The sequence below is a fragment of the Streptomyces sp. NPDC091282 genome, assembly GCF_044757385.1.
Lineage (GTDB): Bacteria > Actinomycetota > Actinomycetes > Streptomycetales > Streptomycetaceae > Streptomyces > Streptomyces gramineus.
In genome coordinates this window covers 175,083-196,551 of sequence record NZ_JBIVUX010000011.1, presented here as the reverse complement: position 1 = coordinate 196,551, position 21,469 = coordinate 175,083, and the positions used below count along the sequence as shown (strand labels likewise).

General features: G+C 71.3%; 18 protein-coding genes. 4 read left to right on the top strand and 14 right to left on the bottom strand.

Annotated elements, in window-relative coordinates:
- Positions 1-45 precede the first annotated feature (45 nt).
- The 6 genes from rplS to ACIQOE_RS37390 all read right to left on the bottom strand — a co-directional run bounded on the left by rplS (position 46) and on the right by ACIQOE_RS37390 (position 3,582).
- Entirely contained in the window at positions 46-396 is a 351-nt protein-coding gene (rplS, locus tag ACIQOE_RS37415) for a 50S ribosomal protein L19 (RefSeq protein ID WP_351323547.1), read from the bottom strand.
- Between the two features lie 139 nt (positions 397-535).
- Positions 536-1,369 (bottom strand): tRNA (guanosine(37)-N1)-methyltransferase TrmD, encoded by an 834-nt coding sequence (gene trmD / locus ACIQOE_RS37410; protein WP_351323546.1) that lies wholly within the window; start codon positions 1,367-1,369, stop codon positions 536-538.
- 3 nt (positions 1,370-1,372) lie between these two features.
- Positions 1,373-1,915: a ribosome maturation factor RimM gene (rimM, locus tag ACIQOE_RS37405; protein ID WP_399012741.1), complete on the bottom strand. Its 543-nt coding sequence runs from the start codon at positions 1,913-1,915 to the stop codon at positions 1,373-1,375.
- Between the two features lie 103 nt (positions 1,916-2,018).
- Positions 2,019-2,258, bottom strand: a complete 240-nt coding sequence (locus tag ACIQOE_RS37400; protein WP_003973401.1) for an RNA-binding protein — start codon at positions 2,256-2,258, stop codon at positions 2,019-2,021.
- Positions 2,259-2,263: 5 nt separating this feature from the next.
- On the bottom strand, positions 2,264-2,683 hold the full coding sequence (gene rpsP, locus ACIQOE_RS37395; RefSeq protein WP_351323544.1) for a 30S ribosomal protein S16: 420 nt from the start codon (positions 2,681-2,683) through the stop codon (positions 2,264-2,266).
- A gap of 296 nt (positions 2,684-2,979) precedes the next feature.
- The gene (locus tag ACIQOE_RS37390; RefSeq protein WP_351323543.1) at positions 2,980-3,582 is read right to left on the bottom strand and encodes a hypothetical protein; all 603 of its coding nucleotides are present in this window, start codon (positions 3,580-3,582) and stop codon (positions 2,980-2,982) included.
- A gap of 573 nt (positions 3,583-4,155) precedes the next feature.
- Here ACIQOE_RS37390 and ACIQOE_RS37385 point away from each other — a divergent pair.
- Positions 4,156-5,016: a class I SAM-dependent methyltransferase gene (locus tag ACIQOE_RS37385; protein ID WP_351323542.1), complete on the top strand. Its 861-nt coding sequence runs from the start codon at positions 4,156-4,158 to the stop codon at positions 5,014-5,016.
- A 116-nt stretch (positions 5,017-5,132) separates the two neighbouring features.
- On the opposite strand, the gene ftsH is transcribed toward ACIQOE_RS37385, so the two are convergent.
- From ftsH to ACIQOE_RS37355, 6 genes are all read right to left on the bottom strand, one after another.
- Positions 5,133-7,073: an ATP-dependent zinc metalloprotease FtsH gene (ftsH, locus tag ACIQOE_RS37380; protein ID WP_365558940.1), complete on the bottom strand. Its 1,941-nt coding sequence runs from the start codon at positions 7,071-7,073 to the stop codon at positions 5,133-5,135.
- A 49-nt stretch (positions 7,074-7,122) separates the two neighbouring features.
- Positions 7,123-8,670 (bottom strand): signal recognition particle protein, encoded by a 1,548-nt coding sequence (ffh, locus tag ACIQOE_RS37375; protein ID WP_351323540.1) that lies wholly within the window; start codon positions 8,668-8,670, stop codon positions 7,123-7,125.
- Positions 8,671-8,763: 93 nt separating this feature from the next.
- Positions 8,764-11,220, bottom strand: a complete 2,457-nt coding sequence (locus tag ACIQOE_RS37370; RefSeq protein WP_351323539.1) for a [protein-PII] uridylyltransferase — start codon at positions 11,218-11,220, stop codon at positions 8,764-8,766.
- 35 nt (positions 11,221-11,255) lie between these two features.
- Entirely contained in the window at positions 11,256-11,594 is a 339-nt protein-coding gene (locus tag ACIQOE_RS37365; protein WP_329414046.1) for a P-II family nitrogen regulator, read from the bottom strand.
- Positions 11,591-12,928, bottom strand: a complete 1,338-nt coding sequence (locus ACIQOE_RS37360) for an ammonium transporter (RefSeq protein WP_351323538.1) — start codon at positions 12,926-12,928, stop codon at positions 11,591-11,593. Before ACIQOE_RS37360 ends, ACIQOE_RS37365 begins: the two co-directional genes overlap by 4 nt.
- A 333-nt stretch (positions 12,929-13,261) precedes the next feature.
- The gene (locus ACIQOE_RS37355) at positions 13,262-14,746 is read right to left on the bottom strand and encodes a hypothetical protein (protein ID WP_351323537.1); all 1,485 of its coding nucleotides are present in this window, start codon (positions 14,744-14,746) and stop codon (positions 13,262-13,264) included.
- 458 nt (positions 14,747-15,204) lie between these two features.
- Here ACIQOE_RS37355 and ACIQOE_RS37350 point away from each other — a divergent pair, with 458 nt between their 5' ends.
- A complete protein-coding gene (locus ACIQOE_RS37350; protein WP_401416394.1) occupies positions 15,205-15,861 on the top strand; it encodes a bifunctional DNA primase/polymerase in 657 nt (218 codons plus the stop codon).
- Between the two features lie 117 nt (positions 15,862-15,978).
- Here ACIQOE_RS37350 and ftsY read toward each other — a convergent pair whose 3' ends face one another.
- Positions 15,979-17,172, bottom strand: a complete 1,194-nt coding sequence (ftsY, locus tag ACIQOE_RS37345; protein WP_351323535.1) for a signal recognition particle-docking protein FtsY — start codon at positions 17,170-17,172, stop codon at positions 15,979-15,981.
- Positions 17,173-17,300: 128 nt separating this feature from the next.
- Here ftsY and ACIQOE_RS37340 point away from each other — a divergent pair, with 128 nt between their 5' ends.
- Positions 17,301-18,773, top strand: coding sequence for a cytosine permease (locus tag ACIQOE_RS37340; RefSeq protein ID WP_401416392.1), 1,473 nt, complete (start codon positions 17,301-17,303; stop codon positions 18,771-18,773).
- 57 nt (positions 18,774-18,830) lie between these two features.
- A complete protein-coding gene (locus ACIQOE_RS37335; protein ID WP_401416390.1) occupies positions 18,831-19,802 on the top strand; it encodes an LLM class flavin-dependent oxidoreductase in 972 nt (323 codons plus the stop codon).
- 133 nt (positions 19,803-19,935) lie between these two features.
- On the opposite strand, the gene ACIQOE_RS37330 is transcribed toward ACIQOE_RS37335, so the two are convergent.
- Complete coding sequence (locus ACIQOE_RS37330; RefSeq protein ID WP_351323532.1) at positions 19,936-21,354, bottom strand: sugar porter family MFS transporter; 1,419 nt, start codon at positions 21,352-21,354, stop codon at positions 19,936-19,938.
- Positions 21,355-21,469 lie beyond the last annotated feature (115 nt).

Genomic DNA, 21,469 nt, shown 5'->3' with positions numbered 1-21,469 from the left:
TTTCCGGCGGCTCGCTCACCGGGGGTTCGCGAGCACCGCGCCAGATCAGTTGTCGCGCTTCTCCTTGATCTTCGCGGCCTTGCCGCGCAGGTCACGGAGGTAGTAGAGCTTGGCGCGACGCACGTCACCGCGGGTGACGAGCTCGATCTTCTCGACGATCGGGGTGTGCACCGGGAAGGTGCGCTCGACGCCGACGGAGAAGGAGACCTTGCGGACCGTGAAGGTCTCGCGGACACCGCTGCCCTGGCGGCGGATCACAACGCCCTTGAACTGCTGCACACGGGAGCGGTTGCCCTCGATGACGCGGACGTGGACGTTGACGGTGTCACCCGGGCGGAAGGCCGGGACGTCGCTGCGCAGCGACGCGGAGTCGACGGTGTCGAGCAGGTGAGACATTTTTTCTGCTTTCTTCGCTGATGCCACAGGTCATCAACGGAACTAGAGGTTCTGAGGAGGTGGGCCGTGCCGTCGGGGTGGGCGTCGTCTCCCCCTGTGGCAGGGGCGCACACCGGACGGTTCACAGCACAACAGCCGCCTATTCTTCCACGGCGTGGGCCCGGCGCCAAAATCGGCCGTGGGACTCCCCGTCCGGGTCCGGTTCCCAGCCCAGGATGGAGAGCATCTCGCGGTCCTTCTTGTCGAACGCCTTGGGCTCGCAGCGCTCGATCAGGTCGGGCCGGTGGGCGGTCGTGCGCTTCAGGGCCTCGTCGCGGCGCCAGCGGGCGATCTTGCCGTGGTGGCCGCTGAGCAGCACGTCCGGGATGTCCCGCCCCCGCCACTCGGGCGGCTTGGTGTAGACGGGGCCTTCCAGGAGGTTGGCCATGGCGCCGGGCGCGAAGGAGTCGTCGCGGTGCGACTCGGCGTTGCCGAGGACGCCGGGCAGCAGCCTGGCCACGGCCTCGGTGACGACGAGTACGGCCGCCTCGCCGCCGGCCAGCACGTAGTCGCCGATGGACACCTCATGGACCGGCATCCGGGTGGCGTACTCGTCGATCACCCGCCGGTCGATGCCCTCGTAGCGGGCCGGTGTGAAGATCAGCCAGGGCTGTTCGGAGAGTTCGACCGCGAGGTCCTGGGTGAAGGGGCGGCCGCTGGGGGTGGGCACGATCAGGGCGGGGCGGTGCGCGCCGGTCTCGTAGCCGTCGGCGAGGACGGTGTCGAGGGCGTCGCCCCAGGGGTCGGTCTTCATGACCATGCCGGGGCCGCCGCCGTACGGGGTGTCGTCGACGGTGTTGTGGCGGTCGTACGTCCAGTTCCGCAGGTCGTGCACGCGCACGTCGAGCTGCCCGCGCGCGCGTGCCTTGCCGACGAGCGAGACGTTCAGCGGTTCCAGGTACTCGGGAAAGATGGTGACGACGTCGAGGCGCATCGCTTACGACTCTTCCCGCGAGGACGCGATCTCGGCCCGGTCGTCGATCAGGCCGGGCGGCGGCGTGATGACCGCCTTCTGCTCCGCGAGGTCGATCTCGGTGACGATCTCCTCGACGAACGGGATCATCACCTCGCTGCCGTCGGGCCGCTCCACGATGAACAGGTCCTGCGAGGGCAGGTGCGAGATCTCGGTGATCCGGCCGACCTCGGTGCCGTCCGCGGTGACCACGTCCAGGTCGATGAGCTGGTGGTCGTAGTACTCGTCCTCGTCCTCGGGCAGCTCCTCCGGATCGATCTCGGCGATCAGGAGGGTGTTACGCAGGGCCTCGGCGCCGGTGCGGTCCCGGACGCCCTCGAAGCGCAGGATCAGCCGGCCGCTGTGCACCCGCCCCGTCTCGATGGTCAGCGGTCCCGTGGAGGCGGGATCGGTGGCGAGTACGGCGCCGGGCGCGAGCCTGAGTTCCGGCTCGTCGGTACGTACCTCGACGGTGACCTCGCCCTTGATGCCGTGGGCGCGGCCGATCCGTGCGACTACCAGCTGCACTGTGCCTGTTCTCCTGTTCTGGGACGCGTACGGCCTGCCATACGACTACGGGCCGGGGACGGCCCAGTGGCCCTCCCCGGCCCGAGCCGGTTGCGATGAAGCGTCAGCGGACGTGATCCACGTCGACGAGGTCGACCCGGACTCCACGGCCGCCGATGGCGCCCACGACGGTGCGCAGGGCGCGGGCGGTGCGGCCGTTGCGGCCGATCACCTTGCCGAGGTCGTCGGGGTGCACCCGGACCTCCAGCACGCGCCCACGGCGCAGGTTGCGCGAGGCGACCTGCACATCGTCGGGGTTGTCGACGATGCCCTTCACGAGGTGCTCAAGCGCCTCTTCGAGCATGCTGCTCAGGCCTCGGTCGACTCGGACTCAGCCGCGGCCTCGTCCTTCTTCTCAGCCTTCTTCTTCTGGGTGATGGCCTCACCCTTGCCCTCGTCGTCACCGCCGAGCGCCTCGAACGTGGGGCGCGTGGCCTTCGGAGCGGCGACGAGCAGCGGCGCCGGGGCGGGCTCGCCCTTGAACTTCTGCCAGTCGCCGGTCTTCTTCAGGATGGCGAGCACGGGCTCGGTCGGCTGGGCGCCGACGCCGAGCCAGTAGGCGACGCGGTCGGCGTCGACCTCCATGACCGACGGGTTGTAGGTCGGGTGGTACTTGCCGATCTCCTCGATCGCACGGCCGTCACGGCGGGTGCGGGAGTCGGCGACGACGATGCGGTAGTGAGGCGAACGGATCTTGCCCAGACGCTTCAGCTTGATCTTGACTGCCACGGGAGTGGGTTCTCCTGGTTTTGACGTGTTTGGGCACGGCGAGATTGCCGCGTGGGGTTGCGGTACCCGAGTGCCCGATGGACGCGTCAGCCGGAGGAGAGAGGGGTCCTGTGCGGCTGTCGAGTACAGCTAGTCATTGTGCCATACCCGGCGGGTCGCTCCGCCCGGCGGCGGGTGCGGGGCCGAGGGCACGCCGCGGGCGCACCCGGCGCGGAGGTGAGGTGCGTCGGGTGCGCTGACGGCGGGCGGGGTGGGGCGACGGGCCAGGGCTACGACTGCCACGAGCAGCCGTGTGCTCAGCTCGCCGCCGCTCCCACGACCTCCGGGATGCGGAACGGCTTGCCGCAGCCGCCGCACACGATGGGTGCCTGGGCCAGGACCGACGGCACCACCCGGACGTTGCGACCGCAGTCGCACACCGCCTTGACCCGGACGCCGCCGCCCGACGAGCCGTGGCGGGCGGCCGGGCCGCGGAAGGTGCGGGAGGTGTCGGCGGAGGTCGCCACCGTGTGGGCCTTGAGCGCGCGCTGCAGCCGCTCGATGGTCGGCCGGTAGCGGCGCTTGGCCTCGGGGTTGAGCGTGACCAGCGAGAAGCCGCTGCTGGGGTGCGGTTCGTCGGGGTGGTCCAGGCCCAGCTCCTCGGCGATCGCGAGGAATCTGCGGTTGTGGTAGCGGCCGGCCCGCGAGGTGTCGCGCACGCCTCGGGCTGCGGCGATGCCGTGGACTGCCTCATGGAGCAGCCGTTCGAAGGAGAGCTCGTGTCCGCACGCGGACGACGACTCTCCGATCAGGGATTCCGGCGCGGCGAGATCCGGCAGCTCGGGGTGGTACCGCTGAATGTCGGCCCACGCCTCTGCCAGCTCCGCGGCGAGAACAGGTGGTGTCTGTGTCGTGCTCACGTAATGAGAACGAGCGGGAGTGCCACTGTGTTCCTATTCCGGGGCATCCCAAATAATTTGCACGTACCCGTCAGTTGGCACTGATGCGTGGAGACGAGCACGGGTGCGCTGATCTGCGGAGAAGCCTCACAGCTCGTACCAAGCCGGTGCGTAGTCCGACGTACGGCCCGACGCTCACTCCGGCGTAGGGGGCCCGATGGCGGTGACCGGCGGGTGCGCAAGAGACCTTTCGGTCGCTCTCGTGGCGCAGGACGCTATCTGGGTCAGCGCCCGAAGCGGCTCCGACGTTACCCGGGTGCCGCCGCCGTCCCGCGCCGGCCCGTCCCCGCGGGCGTCCGCCGTCGCTGCCGACCATGGCCGGAACCACCGCGCGACGGTCCGATGGTAGAGCCCCACGTTGCCGGGACGTGAAATCTCGCCACAGTCATAGTCCATGCACAAGCGGTGACCCGCGACCTCTGGACGCCACCGCGAGCCCGGAGTTACCTGGCATACGTGGGAAGTGCGAGCGCACGACACGGGGACCACGGAATCGGTCAGTGCGTAACTCTCGGCGGATTGGGGCGCTTACCTATGACACCTACGCTCGTGCGGCATCACCCGTCTCACGCGGGCGTGGCACCCCGCGTGGACCTGGGCGCACGCGCGCGTGACTGGTCCGAGATCCAGGAGCGGATGCTGGTGCCGCTCTACGAGACCGTCCACGAGCGACTCGAAGTGGGCCCGGCCACCCGGCTGCTCGGCCTGCGCTGCGGCTCCGGCCTGGCGCTGCTGATGGCGGCGGCCAGAGGGGCCGCGGTGACCGGTGTCGACTCCTGCCCGGAACGTCTCGCCCTGGCCCGCGAGCGCCTGCTGCCCGAACCGTCCCGCGGGCCACGCGCGCGGGGCGGCGGCCCCCGGCTCGTCGAGGGCCGCCCGGCGGACGCGGCGGACCCGCAGACACCCGCATACAACCTGATCACCGCCTTCGACCCGATCGGCTGCCTGGCCGGCGACGCCGAAGGGCTCGGCGGACTGCTCGCCGAGGCGACGCCGCTCGCGGCGCACGGGGCGGCCGTGGTGCTGGCGGGCTGGGGTCCGCCGGAGCGCTGTGCGACCTCGTCCGTCCTGCGGGTGGCCGCGAAGTTGGCCGATCCTTTGCGCAGCGCCGGAAGCTGGCGGCCGGCCTGCCGCGACGACCTGGAGGAGGTCGCCGAGCGGGCCGGGCTGCGGATCGACGGGTCCGGGCGGGTCTCCTGCCCGTTCGGGTACGCCGACGCGGACAGCGCCGTGCGCGGGCTGCTGTCGACCGGACTGTTCGACGCGGCGGTCGCGGCGACCGACCTGGAGCAGGTCGGCAAGGAGATGGCCGAGGCGCTCCACCCGCACCAGCGCCCGGACGGCACGGTGTGGATGCCGAACGTCTTCCGGTACCTGATCGCCCGCGTGCGCTGACGCTCCGCCGGGTCGGCCGCTCTTCGTCTGCCGCGCCGCGCGGGCTGGTCGCGGCCACGCGGCGGAGCCGCAGGTCGATACAGCCCCGCGCCCCCGCGGGGCCCGGAACAGGGCGGTCAGGTCTCCTCGGAGTCCTTGGTCAGGCGCGTGATGCCCGCGATGCGGTAAGCGTCCGCCTCCTCCAGCGTCTCGCGCTCCAGCAGGGCTTCGGCGAGCGCGTCCAGCTGACCGCGGTGGTCGCGGAGTTTGCGGCAGGCCTCCTCGTAGCACTCGTCGACGATCCGGCGCATCTCGGTGTCGATCGCGTCGAGGGTCTGGGGCGCGGCGGCCAGTCCGTAGGCCTGCTGGGCGTCGTTCGGGAGCGCGGAGAGGCGGCCGACCTCCTCGCTCATGCCCCAGCGGGAGACCATCCCGCGCGCGATGTTGGTGACCTGCTCCAGGTCGCTCTCCGAACCGGTGGTGATCACGTCGTAGACCACGTGCTCGGCGGCCATTCCGCCGAGCGCGCCGATGATCCGGCCGCGCAGGTACTCCTCGGTGTACGCGTACTTGTCGGCGTCCGGCGTGGACAGGGTGACGCCGAGGGCGCGGCCGCGCGGCACGATGGTGATCTTGCGGACCGGGTCGGCGCCGGGCTGGAGCATGCCGAGCAGCGCGTGCCCGCTCTCGTGGTAGGCGGTCCGCCTGCGCTCCTCCTCGGGCATCACCAGCGGCCGCTCGGCACCGAGCTGGACCTTCTCCAGGGCCTCCGAGAGGTCGGACTGGGTCACGTGGTCCTGCTGGCGCTTGACGGCGAGCAGGGCGGCCTCGTTGGCGAGGTTGGCCAGTTCGGCGCCGGTCATGCCCGGGGTGGTGCGGGCGACCTGGGCGAGGTCGACGCCCGGGGCGAGCGGGATCTGGCGGGTGTGGATCCGCAGGATGGCCTCCCGGCCGGTGCGGTCCGGAGGTGACACCTGGACCACCCGGTCGAAGCGGCCGGGCCGGGTGAGCGCCGGGTCGAGGATGTCGGCGCGGTTGGTGGCCGCGATGACGATGACGCCCTCGGAGCCGGAGAAACCGTCCATCTCGGTGAGGATCTGGTTCAGGGTCTGCTCGCGCTCGTCGTGTCCGCCCATGGAGGCGCCGCCGCCGCGGGCCCGGCCGATGGTGTCGATCTCGTCGATGAAGATGATCGACGGGGCGACCTTGCGGGCCTCGGCGAACAGCTCGCGGACGCGGGAGGCGCCGACGCCGACGATCATCTCGATGAACCCGGAGGCGGACGCCGAGAAGAACGGCACCTGGGCCTCACCGGCGACGGCCCGCGCGAGCAGCGTCTTGCCGGTGCCGGGCGGCCCCGCGAGCAGGACGCCGCGGGGCATCTTGGCGCCCATCCTGCGATAGGCGTCGGGGTTCTTCAGGAAGTCGACGACGTCGTTCAGCTCGCCCTCGACCTCGTCGATGCCGGCCACGTCCTCGAAGGTGGTCCGCTGCTGGCCGGGTTCGAGTTCGACCGGCTTGGGCGGCGCCTTGCGGCCCAGCATGCCGCCCGGTCCGCCGAGCCCCGCGCTCATCCGGCGCGCGATGAACACCCACACGGCGACCAGGACGATGATCGGCGCGAGCGAGATGAGCAGGTTGGCCAGGAAGCTGCGGTGCTGGACGACCGGTTCGGCGGTGACCGTGACGTTGTGCTTGGTCAGGTTCGCCCACAGGTCGTCCCCGGCGAAGGACGGCCGCTCGGTGTTGAACTTGGTGTAGTTCCCCTCGCCCTCGGGGTTCTTCCGCTCCTTCTTGAGCTGCCCCTGGATCGAGTCGCCCTTGGCGTAGATCTTGTCGACGTTGCCGTCGTTCACCTGTTTGCTGAACTCGGTGTACGAGATCGTCGGCTCGTTGGCCTCGTCGAAGTAGGACAGCACCAGGTTGGCGAGCAGGTAGACGACCAGGGCGGTCATGATCAACCGCCACCAGCCGCCGCGCATCTTCCGGCCGCCCGGCGACCGCTGGGGCTCCTCGGGAGCACCCTCGGTACGCCAGGGCTGGTCGGGCGACTTGCGCGGCGGCGCGGGGTTGGTCATATGCGGACGGTACGACACCGGCCAACCCCCGGCACGCGCACGGAGGGGATCAGCCCATGAACTTCTTGAACTCGTCCGGCAGCTCGAAGTCCTGAGCACCCTGCTGCGGCACCCCGAGGGCGTTCCCGCCCTGGGCGGCCGCCTCGCGGCGCTGGGCCTCCTCCAGCTCCTGCTGCTTGCGCTTCATCGGGTTGCCGGAGCGCTGCTTGCCCTTGGCCTTCTTCGGCTGCTTCTTGGCCCGGCCCGGACCGCCGCCCATGCCCGGGATCCCCGGCATGCCCGGCATCCCGCCCTGGGCCATGCGGGACATCATCTTGCGGGCCTCGAAGAACCGCTCGACGAGCCCCTTGACCGCGCTGACCTCGACGCCGGAGCCCTTGGCGATACGGGCGCGGCGGGAGCCGTTGATGATCGTGGGGTCCTGGCGCTCCCCCGGGGTCATCGACTTGATGATCGCGGCGGTGCGGTCGACGTCCCGCTCGTCCAGGTTGTTGATCTGGTCCTTGATCTGGCCCATGCCGGGCAGCAGACCGAGCAGCTTGCTGATGCTGCCCATCTTCCTGACCTGCTCCATCTGGGCCAGGAAGTCGTCCAGGGTGAAGTCCTGGCCCTTCTTGGACGCCAGCTTGGAGGCCATCTTCTCGGCCTCTTCCTGGCTGAACGTCTTCTCCGCCTGCTCGATCAGGGTGAGCAGGTCACCCATGTCGAGGATGCGGGAGGCCATCCGGTCCGGGTGGAAGGCGTCGAAGTCGTCGAGCTTCTCGCCGTTCGAGGCGAACATGATCGGCTTGCCGGTGACCTGGCGGATGGAGAGCGCGGCACCACCGCGGGCGTCACCGTCGAGCTTGGAGAGCACGACACCGTCGAAGCCGACGCCGTCGCGGAAGGCCTCGGCGGTGGTGACGGCGTCCTGGCCGATCATCGCGTCGACGACGAAGAGGATCTCGTCGGGGCTGACCGCGTCGCGGATGTCGGCGGCCTGCCGCATCAGTTCCTGGTCGATGCCGAGGCGGCCGGCGGTGTCCACGATCACGATGTCGTGGACCTTCTGCTTGGCGAACTCGATGGAGTCCTCGGCGACCTTCACCGGGTCGCCGACGCCGTTGCCCGGCTCGGGCGCGTAGACGGCGACCCCGGCGCGCTCGGCGACGACGCTGAGCTGGTTGACGGCGTTGGGGCGCTGGAGGTCGGCGGCGACCAGGAGCGGCGAGTGGCCCTGCTCCTTGAGCCAGTGGCCGAGCTTTCCGGCGAGGGTGGTCTTACCGGCACCCTGGAGACCGGCGAGCATGATCACGGTGGGCGGCTGCTTGGCGAACCGCAGCCGCCGGGTCTCGCCGCCCAGGATGGTGACGAGCTCGTCGTTGACGATCTTCAGGACCTGCTGGGCGGGGTTCAGGGCCCGGGAGACCTCGGAGCCGAGGGCCCGTTCCTTGACGTTCTTGATGAACGTGCGGACGACCGGAAGGGCCACGTCGGCTTCGAGGAGCGCGATGCGGATCTCCCGCGCCGTGGCGTCGATGTCCGCTTCACTCAGACGCCCTTTGCCGCGCAGATTCTTGAAGGTCGCTGAAAGGCGATCGGAGAGAGTGTCGAACACGGCGGCGTCGGTCCTCGGAGTCGGGGGCGGTGAGCGTCTTCCAGGGTATCCGGCCGCGCAAGGAAGTAGTCCCCGCCTTGCACAACCGTGCTGTCAGGCCCTGAGCGTCTCCTCCAGCTTGCGCGCCACGGCGGTGGCCTCCTCGGCGGGCAGCGGCGCGTGATCGGCGCCGGTCACGTAGAAGGCGTCGACGGCGTTGGAGCCGAGGGTGCTGACGTGCGCGCTGCGCACCCGTACCCCGGCGTCCTCCAGCGCCCGGCCGATCCGGAACAGCAGTCCGGGTGCGTCCTGGGTCCTTACCTCGATCACCGTGGCGTGCCGGGAGGCGGCCGGGGCCACCGTGACCCGCGGCGGCGGTGCCACCCAGCCCCGGCGCCTCGGGTAGGCCGCGTCCCGCTCGGCGAGGCGTCCCGCGATGTCCAGGGAGCCGTCCAGGGCGCGGACCAGATCGGCGCGGAGCCGGGCCGCCTGGGGCAGGGAGCCGTACTCGGCGGCCACCCGCCAGTCCAGGAGCAGGACGGCGCCGTCGTCGACGTCGTCGGGGAGCCGCAGGGAGCGCAGCTCGGCGGTGCGGACGGTGAGGCGGTGCATGGCCAGGACGCCGGAGACGGCCGGCAGGACGCCGGGCTGGTCCGGTACGGCGATGACCAGTTCCACGCCGAGCGGTTCGGGCGCGCCGCTCGGCTCCTCGTCCGGGGCCGCCGGTTCGGTCTGGGCGCGCAGGGCCAGCACCGGACCGCCGGTGCGGAAGGCCTCGATGGCCAGCCGCTCCTGCTCGGCCGTGGGCGCGCCGGGCTCGGGCTCGTCGGCGGTGTCCCCGGCGAGGACCGCGGAGACCCGCTTGACCAGGTCGGCGACGAGCGAGCCGCGCCAGGACGACCAGGCGGCCGGCCCGGTGGCCTGCGCGTCGGCCTCGGTGAGGGCGTGCAGCAGCTCCAGGGTGCCCTGGGTGCCGACCGCGTCGGCGACCAGCCGGACGGTGGCCGGGTCGTCCAGGTCGCGCCGGGTGGCGGTCTCGATGAGCAGCAGGTGGTGGCGGACGAGCGCCGACAGGACCGCCGTGTCCGCGCGGTCGAAGCCGATCCTGGCGGCCACGTCCTTGGCGATGATCTCGCCGGCCACCGAGTGGTCGCCGGGCCAGCCCTTGCCGATGTCGTGCAGCAGCGCGGCGACCAGGAGCAGGTCGGGGCGGTGGACGCGGCGGGTGAATTCGGAGGCGCGGACGGCCGTCTCGATGAGGTGGCGGTCGACGGTCCAGATGTGCACGGCGTTGCGCTGCGGCCGGCACCGCACCCGCTCCCAGTCGGGCAGCAGGCGGCTGATCAGGCCTTCCGCCTCCAGCGCCTCCCAGACGTCGACGGTGGGGCGGCCGGAGCCGAGCAGCGTGACCAGCTGCTCGCGGGCCTCGGCGGGCCAGGGCGTGGGCAGCGGGCGGGTGGTGGCCGCCAGGTGCCGTACGGCGTGCAGGGAGAGCGGCAGGCCGGCCTGCGCGGCGGCGGCCGCGGCCCGCAGCGGCAGCACGGGGTCGCGTTCGGGGCGCGCGGCGCGGGCGAGCACGACCTCGCCGTCCTGCTCCACCACGCCTTCGGCGAGCGGGGAGCGCTCGGCGACCGGTTTGCCGCCGCCCAGCATGGCGCGCAGCCTCGGCCGCACGGCACGCGACCGCAGCACCCGGCCCACCTCACGCCAGGTGACGTCGCTGGCGTACGAGATGACCCGCGCGGACTCGTAGACCTGGCGCAGCAGGGTGTCGGCGTCCAGGAGGTCCAGTTCGGCCGCGACCTGGTCCTGTTCCTGGAGCGCGAGGCGGTCGGTGGCGCGTCCGGTCGTCAGGTGCAGGGCGTCCCGGACGTCGAGCAGGTGCCGGCGGGCGTCGGCGAGGCCTTCGCGGGGCGCGTCGGCCAGCCAGGAGGCGGCCACGGCGCGCAGGGCGGTGGCGTCCCGGAGTCCGCCGCGGGCCTCCTTGAGGTCCGGTTCCAGCAGGTACTGCAGCTCGCCCTGGCGTTCGGCGCGCTCGGCGCAGAGTTCCTGGAGTTCGGGCAGGCGTTTGGGGGCCTGGTTGCGCCAGTCGGCGAGGATCGCGGTGCGCAGTCCGGAGGTCAGGCCCAGGTCGCCGGCGATGTGGCGGGCGTCCAGGAGGCCGAGCTGGACCTTGAGGTCGTCACCGGCGGTCTTGCGGGCCTCGGCGGACGTGCGCACGGAGTGGTCCAGGGCCAGGCCCAGGTCCCAGACGGGGTACCAGAGGCGGTCGGCGACGGCGGCCACCGCGCCGGAGTCGCCGCCGTCGTGCAGCAGCAGGAGGTCCAGGTCGCTGCGCGGGGAGAGCTCGCCGCGGCCGTAGCCGCCGACGGCGACCAGGGAGACGCCGCCGGCGATGCCCTCGGTGGCCGCGGCGAACAGGCCGGTCAGCCAGTCGTCGGTGAGTTCGGCGAGGGCGGTACGGCGCGACGGCCCGGACCGCGCCCCCTCGGTGAGGAGGCGCAGCCGGGCCGCCGCGTAGCCGCTGGGTCCCGTGTCCTCTGCGTCGTTCCGAACATCCGTACCCGTCACCCAGCGACTCCTGCCTGTATTCAGATGGTTCTGTTCTACAGTGCGTCCGGTCCGCGCTCACCCGTGCGGACCCGGACGGCGGTCTCGACCGGAAGGGACCAGACCTTGCCGTCACCGATCTTGCCGGTGCGGGCGGCCTTGACGACCACGTCGATCAGCTGCTCCGCGTCCTCGTCCTCGGCCAGCACCTCGATGCGGATCTTGGGCACCAGGTCGACCGTGTACTCGGCACCACGGTAGACCTCGGTGTGGCCGCGCTGCCTGCCGTAGCCGCTGGCCTCGGTGACCGTGAGGCCGTGGACGCCGAAGGCCTGCAGGGCCTCCTTGATCTCGTCCAGCCGGTGCGGCTTCACGACCGCGGTGATGAGCTTCATGCGTCCACCTTCTTGCTCGAACCGGCGAGGGCCGCGGCGGAGACGGTGCCGAGGACACCGCCGCCCGCGCCGCTGAAGTCGTATGCAGTCTCGGCGTGCTCGGCCTGGTCGATGCCGGAGACCTCGTCGTCCTCGGAGACCCGCATGCCGATGGTCTTGTCGAGGAGGAAGGCGAGGACCGCGGAGGCCACCAGGGAGTACGCGAGGACCGCGCCGACGCCGGCGAACTGCTTCCACAGCTGGGTGAAGGAGTGGTCGCCGTAGAAGACGCCGGTCGCGGTGGACTGGCCCTTGCCGGTGGCGAAGAAGCCGATGAGCAGGGAGCCGATGATGCCGCCGACCATGTGGACGCCGACCACGTCGAGGGAGTCGTCGTAGCCGAACCTGAACTTCAGGCCGACGGCCGCGGCGCAGGCGACACCCGCGATGGCACCGACGGCGATGGCGCCGAGCGGCGAGACCGCGCCGCCGGACGGGGTGATGGCGACCAGGCCGGCGACCGCGCCGGAGGCGGCGCCCAGCGTGGTGAACGCGCCGTGCCGGATCTTCTCGTAGGCGAGCCAGGCCAGCATCGCGGCGGCGGTGGCGACCTGCGTGTTGACGAACATCAGCGCGCCCACGCCGTCGTCGTTGCCGAGCCAGGAGCCGGCGTTGAAGCCGAACCAGCCGAACCACAGCAGACCGGCGCCGAGCATGACCAGCGGGAGGCTGTGCGGGCGCATCGGGTCCTTCTTGAAGCCGACGCGCTTGCCGATGACGAGGATCACGCCGAGCGCTCCGGCACCGGCGTTGATGTGGACCGCGGTACCGCCGGCGAAGTCGATCACACCGAGCTTGTAGGCCCAGCCGTCGGCGCCCCAGACCCAGTGGGCGACCGGGACGTAGACGATCGTGAGCCACAGGGCGACGAAGAGAGCCCAGGCCGAGAACTTCACGCGGTCCGCGATGGCACCGCTTATCAGGGCCGGTGTGATGACCGCGAACATCATCTGGAAAACCATGAAGACGAAGATCGGGATGGTGTAGCCGTCCCACAGCTCCGTCAGCCCGACGTTGCTCATCCCCAGCCAGTCGGAGTCGAACCCGATGAAGCCGTTGCTGGAGCCGAAGGCGAGGGAGAAGCCGTAGAGGACCCACAGGATGGTGACGATCCCGATGCTGACGAAGCTCATCATCAGCATGTTCAGGGTGCTCTTGACGCGGACCATGCCTCCGTAGAAGAAGGCCAGGCCCGGCGTCATGAGCAGCACCAGGGCGGAACAGATGAGCATGAAGCCTGTGTTCGCGGAGGACAGCTTGGGTGCCTCCGCGGCAAGCATGATGGCTGGTGCCATCGGCGTCTCCTCGTCGATTGGTACGGCCCGGGTGCGGGCGATGCCTGAGAGCGTTCCGGTCAAGCGGGGGGTGGGCCGGTTATGCGCCATGAGACTGGCGCAGCGCGGTTTCGGTCGTTGCCCCTCGTTGTTTCACCGGAGTGACGAAGACGCCCTGCGTGTTACGCGTCGATGAATTGCCAGATACGGGACGGCGGGATCGTTATCGTGGCGCAACCTTCTCCCGACGGGAGAGAACCGGCCGCGGCGGCCTTCCGATGACCTGGCATGGGGGAGCCGAGTCGGGCAGTTCGGGAGGGCCGGCCGCGGCCGGGGTCTGGGACGGACCGGGATTCAGACCGCCTCGGCGGTCTCCGGCAGATCGACGGCGAGCTGCTCGGTGAGGTCGACGACCACGGCGAGGTCGCCATGGTCACGGACGGCCGAGTCCACCGTCTTTCGAATACGAGTGTTCACGCGTTCCGAGCGGACCTTCTTGGCGATGCCCATGGCCTCGGAGGCCAGAACCGTGCTCTGCTCGGGCTCGCCCCGCAGCAGGTGCACGGTGGCCATGCCGATGAGGTTCAGCGCGTACGACCGCTGGTGCTCGGTGTCCTTGGCGAACAGGTCCACGGCCCGCTGCATCAGCGGTTCGGCCAGGGAGGCGTAGGTGGGGCTGCGTCCGGCGACGTAGGCCAGGTCGCGGAAGGAGTGGCTGTTCTCGCCGTGGAGCTCGGCCTCGGAGAAGAACCGGATCCAGTCGGGGTCCGGGTCGTCCCACTCGTCGGCCTCGGTGAAGGTGTCCTCGGCCATCCGGACGGCGCGCTTGCACTTGCCGGGCTGGCCCATGTTGGCGTAGGCGCGGGCCTCCATCGCATACAGCATCGACTGGGTGCGCGGGCTGGCGCAGTCCCGGCTGCCGTACTGGGCGAGGTGGATCAGTTCCAGGGCGTCGTCGGGCCGGCCCAGGTGGATCATCTGGCGGCTCATGCTGGAGAGGACGTACGAGCCCAGCGGCTTGTCTCCGGCCTCCTTCGCCGCGTGCAGGGCCAGCACGAAGTACTTCTGGGCGGTGGGCTGGAGCCCGACGTCGTACGACATCCAGCCGGCCAGCTCGGCCAGCTCGGCGGCGACCTGGAAGAGCTTGCGGGTGGTGGACTCGGGCTGGGGTTCCTGGAGCAGGTCGGTCACCTCGTGCAGCTGCCCGACGACCGCCTTGCGGCGCAGGCCGCCGCCGCACTGGGCGTCCCACTGGCGGAACATCATCGTGGTGGACTCCAGCAGCTCCAGCTCGGGCCTGGAGAGGCGGCCCGGACGGCGGGAGTCGGCCGCCGGCTCGGCGCCCGGGTGCGGGGCGGCGGGCGAGGGGACGAGCCAGCGCTGCATCGGCTCGATGAGGGACGGGCCCGCCGACAGGATCAGCGACGTTCCGAGGAAGCCGCGCCGCGCCAGCATGAGGTCGCTGCGCGAGAACTCGCTGAGCAGGGCCACCGTCTGCGGGCCCGTCCAGGGCAGGTCGACGCCGGTCGCCGAGGGTGACTGGCGGGCGGCCCGCAGACCGAGATCCTCGACCGAGACCACACAGCCGAAGCGCTCGGAGAACAGCTCGGACAGGATCCTGGGGATCGGCTCGCGCGGGTTCTCCCCGTCGAGCCAGCGGCGCACCCTCGACGTGTCCGTCGAGATGTGGTTGGCCCCCAACTGGCGCGCCCTGCGGTTCACTTGCCGTGCCAGCTCGCCCTTGGACCAGCCGCTGCGCACGAACCACGAGTTGAGCAGCTCATTGGGGCGCTTGTCCGTACTGGTCGCGGTCGTCCCGCTTCCGCCGTTGCCGCCCACTGGAACGCCCCCTATCCCTGAGACCACTTGATGCCGGATGCGCCAAGCCCTATCAGAATGCCGGTAAATACGGCCGCCCGTCCGCCACTTCTCACCCTTCGAACGGGATGCCGAGTTGCCTCCGGCATACCCACGAGTGCATGTGCCCCCAGGCCTCGTGCACTCAAAGTAATCCTACGATCACTGCTCCAGCCATGGCGATCCCGGAAACGCCACCATTCGCCACCCCTTCGAATGAACTCACGATGGCCTTGGCGCGATTCACTTGACATAGGACGGCCGGGAGTAGGCGGAGCGACGCATCCGGGGGCGTGCACTCCGAGACGCACCACCGAAAGCGCTTCCAGGCGCCGCCTTGATCTTGCGCGTGCGAGGGAAAGCGGAGCCGTAGCGTCACATTCCGTTTCCATCCGATTCCTTGTCGTAACCACCGGCGCGCCGGACCCGTTGGAGGGGGCATGGGCTTCACGATCGGCGGCATTCGCGAGATCCGCTCCGGTACGCGGCGGCGCGGTCGCTCGTCGGACTGCACCGCCGTCGCCGAGTTCACCGGCCTGTGGGGCTGGGACGTGGTCCCGGGGGCCCGGGCCGCGGCCGGCGCCTGCTCGTGCGGGCACGGCGACTGTCCCGCGCCCGGAGCGCACCCGCTGGACTTCGCGCCGCGGCTGCCCGCCGGGGCCACGCTCGGCGAAGTCACCAAGACCTGGGGCGAGTTCCCCGGCGCCGCGGTGATGCTGCCGGTCGGCCGCGCGTTCGACGTCATCGAGGTCGCCGAGCCCGCCGGCCGCCGGGCCCTGGTCCGCCTGGAGCGGATGGGCCTGCCGCTCGGCCCGGTCGCCGCCACCCCGGAGGGCCGCGCCCACTTCCTCGTCGCCCCCGGCGCCGCCGCCGAACTCCCCGTGCTGCTCTACCGCATGGGCTGGGACGACCCGACCTCCCTGGACCTGCGCGGCCTCGGGCCGGGCGCGCACATCACCGCGCCGCCGTCGGACCGCGGCGGCCTGGGCCCGGTGCGCTGGCTGCGCCCGCCGGCCCTGGACTCGGCGACGAGGCCGCCGGCGGCCCGGCTGCTGCTGGGCACGCTCGCCTACCTGGCGCACCGGTCACGGGCCTAGGCCGGCTCGCCGAGGCCCGTCCGTCGCGCCACGGCCGCGCCCGCGAAAGCCGAAGCGCCCGACCCGACTGCACCTCGGGGCGGGCGCTTCTCGCGCGCTGGGGCGGTAGGCCAGGTGTCAGTCGCCGATAAGGGCATCCACGAACGCCTCCGGCTCGAACGGCGCCAGGTCGTCCGCGCCCTCGCCGAGTCCGATGAGCTTGACGGGGACACCGAGTTCACGCTGGACCGCGATCACGATGCCGCCCTTGGCGGTGCCGTCCAGCTTGGTGAGCACGATGCCGCTGATGTCGACGACCTCGGCGAACACCCGGGCCTGGACCAGGCCGTTCTGGCCGGTGGTGGCGTCCAGGACCAGCAGCACCTCGTCGAGCGGCGCGTGCTTCTCCACGACCCGCTTGACCTTGCCCAGCTCGTCCATGAGGCCGGTCTTGGTGTGCAGGCGCCCGGCGGTGTCGATGAGCACCACGTCGACGCCCATCTCCTTGCCCTCCTTCACCGCGTCGAACGCGACGGAGGCGGGGTCGCCGCCCTCCGGCCCGCGCACGGTGTAGGCGCCCACCCGCTCGCCCCAGGTCTGGAGCTGGTCGGCGGCGGCGGCCCGGAAGGTGTCGGCGGCACCGAGGACGACGGTACGGCCGTCGGCGACGAGCACCCGGGCGAGCTTGCCGGTGGTGGTGGTCTTGCCGGTGCCGTTCACCCCGACGACCATCACGATGCCGGGCTTGCGGTCCGCGGGCTCGGTCTTCACCACACGGTCGGCGTCGGTGCCGACCAGCGTGAGCAGTTCCTCGCGCAGCAGCCCGCGCAGCTCCTCGGGGGTGCGGGTACCGAGCACCTTGACGCGCTCGCGCAGCCGCTCGACCAGCTCGGTGGTGGGCTGCACGCCGACGTCGGCGGTGAGCAGGATGTCCTCGACCTCCTCCCAGGTGTCCTCGTCGAGGTGCTCGCGCGAGAGGAGCGTGAGCAGCCCCTTGCCGAGCGCGTTCTGGGAGCGGGAGAGCCGGGCGCGCAGCCGGACCAGGCGTCCGGCCGTGGGCTCGGGGATCTCGATCTCGGGAGCCGGTGGCTCTTCGACGGCGACGGGAGCCGAGCCGTCGGGAAGGTCGACCTCCTCTATCGTCCGGCGCGGTTCGTCGCGCGGCGTCTCGGCCTCGTCGCCGACGTGCGGCTCGGCCGGGGGCGCGGTGATGTCGGGCGCGGCGGGGGGCGGCGGGGGCAGCGGCTTCTTGCGCCGGCTGCCGATGACGAGCCCGCCGAGCGCGCCGAGCACGACCACGGCGATGACTACAGCAAGGATGACGGTTTCCATAACGCGTCCAGTATCCATCCCTCCCCCGGGAGGGACTTTGCTCCCTCGCGAGGGAGTTTCCGTACGTTCCCCCGAACCGGGATGTCCCTTTCCTGCATATTCGTCCGACTAAAGTACGATGACTGCCCATGAGCTCCACCGCCGACCACGACGGCGCCCTCGGACATCTGGAAGAGTCGCTGGAGCAGCACGGCCTGGAGACCCGGGGCATCGAACCGGTCCCGGACCCGGAGCGCACCGCCACCACGCGCGGGCTGCTCCCCACCTGGATCGCCGCGAACATCACCGTCCTGCTGCTGACCGTGGGCGCGAGCCTGGCGGTCGTGTTCGGGCTGAACTTCTGGCAGGCGCTGGGGGCCGGCGTCGCCGCGCCGGTCGTGTCGTACGGCCTGGTGGGGCTGGTCGGCGTGGCGGGCAGGCGGGGCGGGGCGCCGGGCATGGCCCTGTCCCGCGCGGTCTTCGGGCAGCGCGGCAACCTGCTGCCCGGCGCGCTGATCTGGGTGGCGCGCTGGGGCTGGGAGACGATCAACGCGGTGACCGGCGCCTACGCGCTGCTGACGGTCCTGGACATCCTCTTCGGGATCCGGCGGAACACCGTCCTGGTCGTCGTCGCCCTCCTGCTCTTCGTGATCAGCACGTTCGTGATCTCGGGGATGGGCATCGGAGCGGTGCGCCGCTGCGGCCGGTGGGCGGCCTGGCTGTTCGGCGCCTTCACCCTGCTGGTCCTCGGCCGGCTGGTCGTGACGACGGACTGGGGCGGGGTGCTCGGGCAGCCGGCCGGCCCCACCGCGTCGATGATCACCGGGGCGGGGCTGATCGCGGCGGGCGGGATGAGCTGGGCACCGGCCGCGCCGGACTTCACGCGGTACCTGCCGCGCACGGCGTCCTCGGCGGCGATCGTGCGCAACACGGTCGGCGGCGCTCTGCTCGTCGTCCTGCCGATGGTCCTGATGGGCGCGGTGATGGCGGCCGGCATGCCGGCCCTGGCGCGGGCCGCCGACCCGGTCTCCTTCCTCGGCGAGATCCTCCCGCTGTGGCTCGCCGTCCCCTATCTCCTCGTCGCCCTGGTCGGCATGGTCCTGATCAACGCGATGTCGATGTACTCGGCGGGCTTCACCGCGCAGACGCTCGGCTTCCGGATCCCGCGCCACCGGGCGGTCGCCGTCAACGCGATGATCTCGCTGGTCCTCGGCGGGGTGCTGATGCTCGCGGCGACCTCGTTCCTGGGGTCGTTCATCGCCTTCCTGTCCCTGCTGGCCGTCGCGTTCTCGGCGTGGGTCGGCGTCTTCGGGGTCGACATGCTCCGGCGCCGGGAGTACGACGCCGCGGCGCTCCTCGACAGGAGCCGCACCGGCGCCTACTGGTACCGGGCGGGCTTCTCCCCCGCCGCCGTCACCGCCTGGGCGCTCGGCCTGGCGGCCGGCGCCCTGTTCACCCGGTCCGACTGGTTCAGCGGGCCGTTCGCCGCGAACAACCCCGTCGGCCGCTGCGGACTGGGCTGGATCGCGACGATCGCCGTCTCCGCCCTGCTGTACGCGGTGCTGCCGAAGCCGGCGGTGGTACCGGCCGCGTCCGGGGAGCGCGCGCCTCTGGCCGTCTGACGCCCCGTCAGCTACTGTCCCCGCACACCCGCCCCGCCCAGGTGAAGGGGAACCCTCATGGCCGTCTCGGTCGTTCGCTTCAACCTCGTCGAGCCCGGGGCGTCCCCCGCCTCCCTGGGCGCCCGCTACCGGGCCGCCGTGGAGATGGCCGGGTACGCGGACGAGCACGGGATCACCACGGTCCAGACCGAGGAGCACCACGGGGCGGGCAACAACTGGCTGCCGTCGCCGTTCGTCTTCGCGGGCGCGGTGTTTGGGGCGACCCGGAACATCGCGGTGACCGTGTCGGCGGTGATCGGCCCGCTGCACGACCCGCTGCGGCTGGCGGAGGACATCGCGGTGCTCGACCTGCTCAGCGGCGGGCGGCTGGTGACGGTGGCCGGCATCGGCTACCGGCCCGAGGAGTACGCCCTGTTCGACGTCGAGTGGAAGCGGCGCGGACGGCTCCAGGACGAGGTGCTGGAGACGCTGCTCAAGGCGTGGACCGGCGAGGAGTTCGGGTACCGCGGCCGTACGGTACGGGTCACTCCGCGGCCCTTCACCGAACCGCACCCGCTGCTGCTGGTCGGCGGCTCCTCCCGGGCCGCCGCCCGGCGCGCCGCCCGGCTCGGCCTGCCGTTCTTCCCGAGCGCCCACCTGCCCGAGCTGGAGGCGTACTACAAGGAGAAGCTCACCGAGTACGGCACCGAGGGCTGGACGATGATGCCCACGGAACAGACGCCGCTGCTGCACATCGCCGAGGACCCGGACCGGGCGTGGGCCCGGTACGGACTGCACTTCCTGCACGAGGCCCGGACGTACGCGTCCTGGCAGTCCGGTGACGTCCGCTCGGCGGTGCGCTCGTCGGCCACGACGGTGGACGAGCTGCGCGCGGAGGGCGTCTACCGCATCCTCACGCCGGAGCAGTGCCTGGAAGCGGGCCTGGACAACCTGGTCCTGCATCCGCTGGCGGGCGGCATGCCGGTGGAGGAGGGGTGGCGCAGCCTGCGGCTGTTCGGGGAGCGGGTGGTTCCGGCGCTGGGCGGCTGACCGCCGAGGACCCTGCGCACAGGACACCGCCGCCCCGCCCGGGCAGTGACCGGGCGGGGCGGCGGAGGTACGAGGAGAAGGGCAGCGGGGACTTGGCCCCTCTCCCCGGGCCGGGGGCCTCGGGGACCGAGGGTCAGCCCATCTCCTCCAGGGACTTGCCCTTCGTCTCCTTGACGAACTTGAGGACGAACGGGATGGAGAGGGCCGCGAAGACCGTGTAGATCACGTAGGTCGCGGAGAGGTTCCAGTCGGCGAGCGACGGGAAGCTCGCGGTGATCGCCCAGTTGGCGATCCACTGCGCGGAGGCGGCGACGCCCAGCGCGGCGGCGCGGATCCGGTTCGGGAACATCTCGCCCAGGAAGACCCAGACGACGACACCCCACGACAGGGCGAAGAAGAGGACGAAGATGTGGGCGGCGACCAGCGCGGTCCAGCCCTGCGCGGCCGGGAGCTTGCCGTCGACCAGGTGGTAGGAGAAGGCCCAGGCCTCCAGCCCGAGGCCGACGACCATGCCGACCGAGCCGATGAGGGCGAGCGGCTTGCGGCCGATCCGGTCCACGAAGATCATCGCGATCACGGTGCCGATGATGTTGATGATCGACGTCGTGAAGGAGTAGAAGAACGAGTCCGTCGGGTCCACGCCGACCGACTGCCACAGCGTCGAGGAGTAGTAGAACGCGACGTTGATGCCGACGAACTGCTGGAAGACCGAGAGACCGATGCCGACCCAGACGATCGGCTTGAAGAAGAAGGAGCCGCCGAGCAGGTCCTTGAAGGACGACTTGTGCTCGCTCTTCATCGCGTGCTCGATCTCGGCGACGCGGGCGTCCAGGTCGATCTTGTCGCCCTCGACCTCTTCGAGGATCGCGCGGGCGCGGTCACGCTTGCCGACCGAGAGCAGGAAGCGCGGGGACTCGGGGATGGCGAAGGAGAGCAGGCCGTACAGGACGGCCGGGATCACCATGACGCCCAGCATGACCTGCCAGGCCTCCAGGCCCATCAGCTTGCCGCGCTGGTCGCCGCCGGCGGCGTTGAGCAGACCCCAGTTGACCAGCTGCGAGATGGCGATGCCGACGACGATCGCGGCCTGCTGGAAGGAGCCGAGGCGGCCCCGGTAGGCGGGCGGCGCGACCTCGGCGATGTAGGCGGGGCCGATCACGGAGGCCATGCCGATGGCGAAGCCGCCGACGATCCGCCAGAGGGCGAGGTCCCAGAGGGCGAACGGCAGCGCCGAACCGACGGCGCTGATGGTGAACAGCACGGCGGCGATCTGCATGCAGCGGATGCGGCCGATCCGGTCGGCTATCCGGCCCGCGGTCGCGGCGCCGATGGCACAGCCGATCAGGGCGATGGCGATGACCTGGGCCAGAGCGGCGGACCCGATGTCGTAACGGCTCCGGATGGCCTCGACGGCGCCGTTGATGACGGAGCTGTCGTAGCCGAAGAGGAAACCGCCCATCGCGGCGGCCGCCGCGATGAAGATGACATGCCCGAGATGATCGGGGTGAGCCGTCCCGGCTCCTGAATTGGGTGCCTGCGCAGTGCTGGTCACAAAAAACTCCTCGGGCCACCCGGCAGCGCTGCCGGGGGTGGGGGTGAGCCCTCTCAGGTTCAAGTGGCGCACAACTTCACACCGCTCACCCCTGAAGGTAAAAGCAACGTTGCAG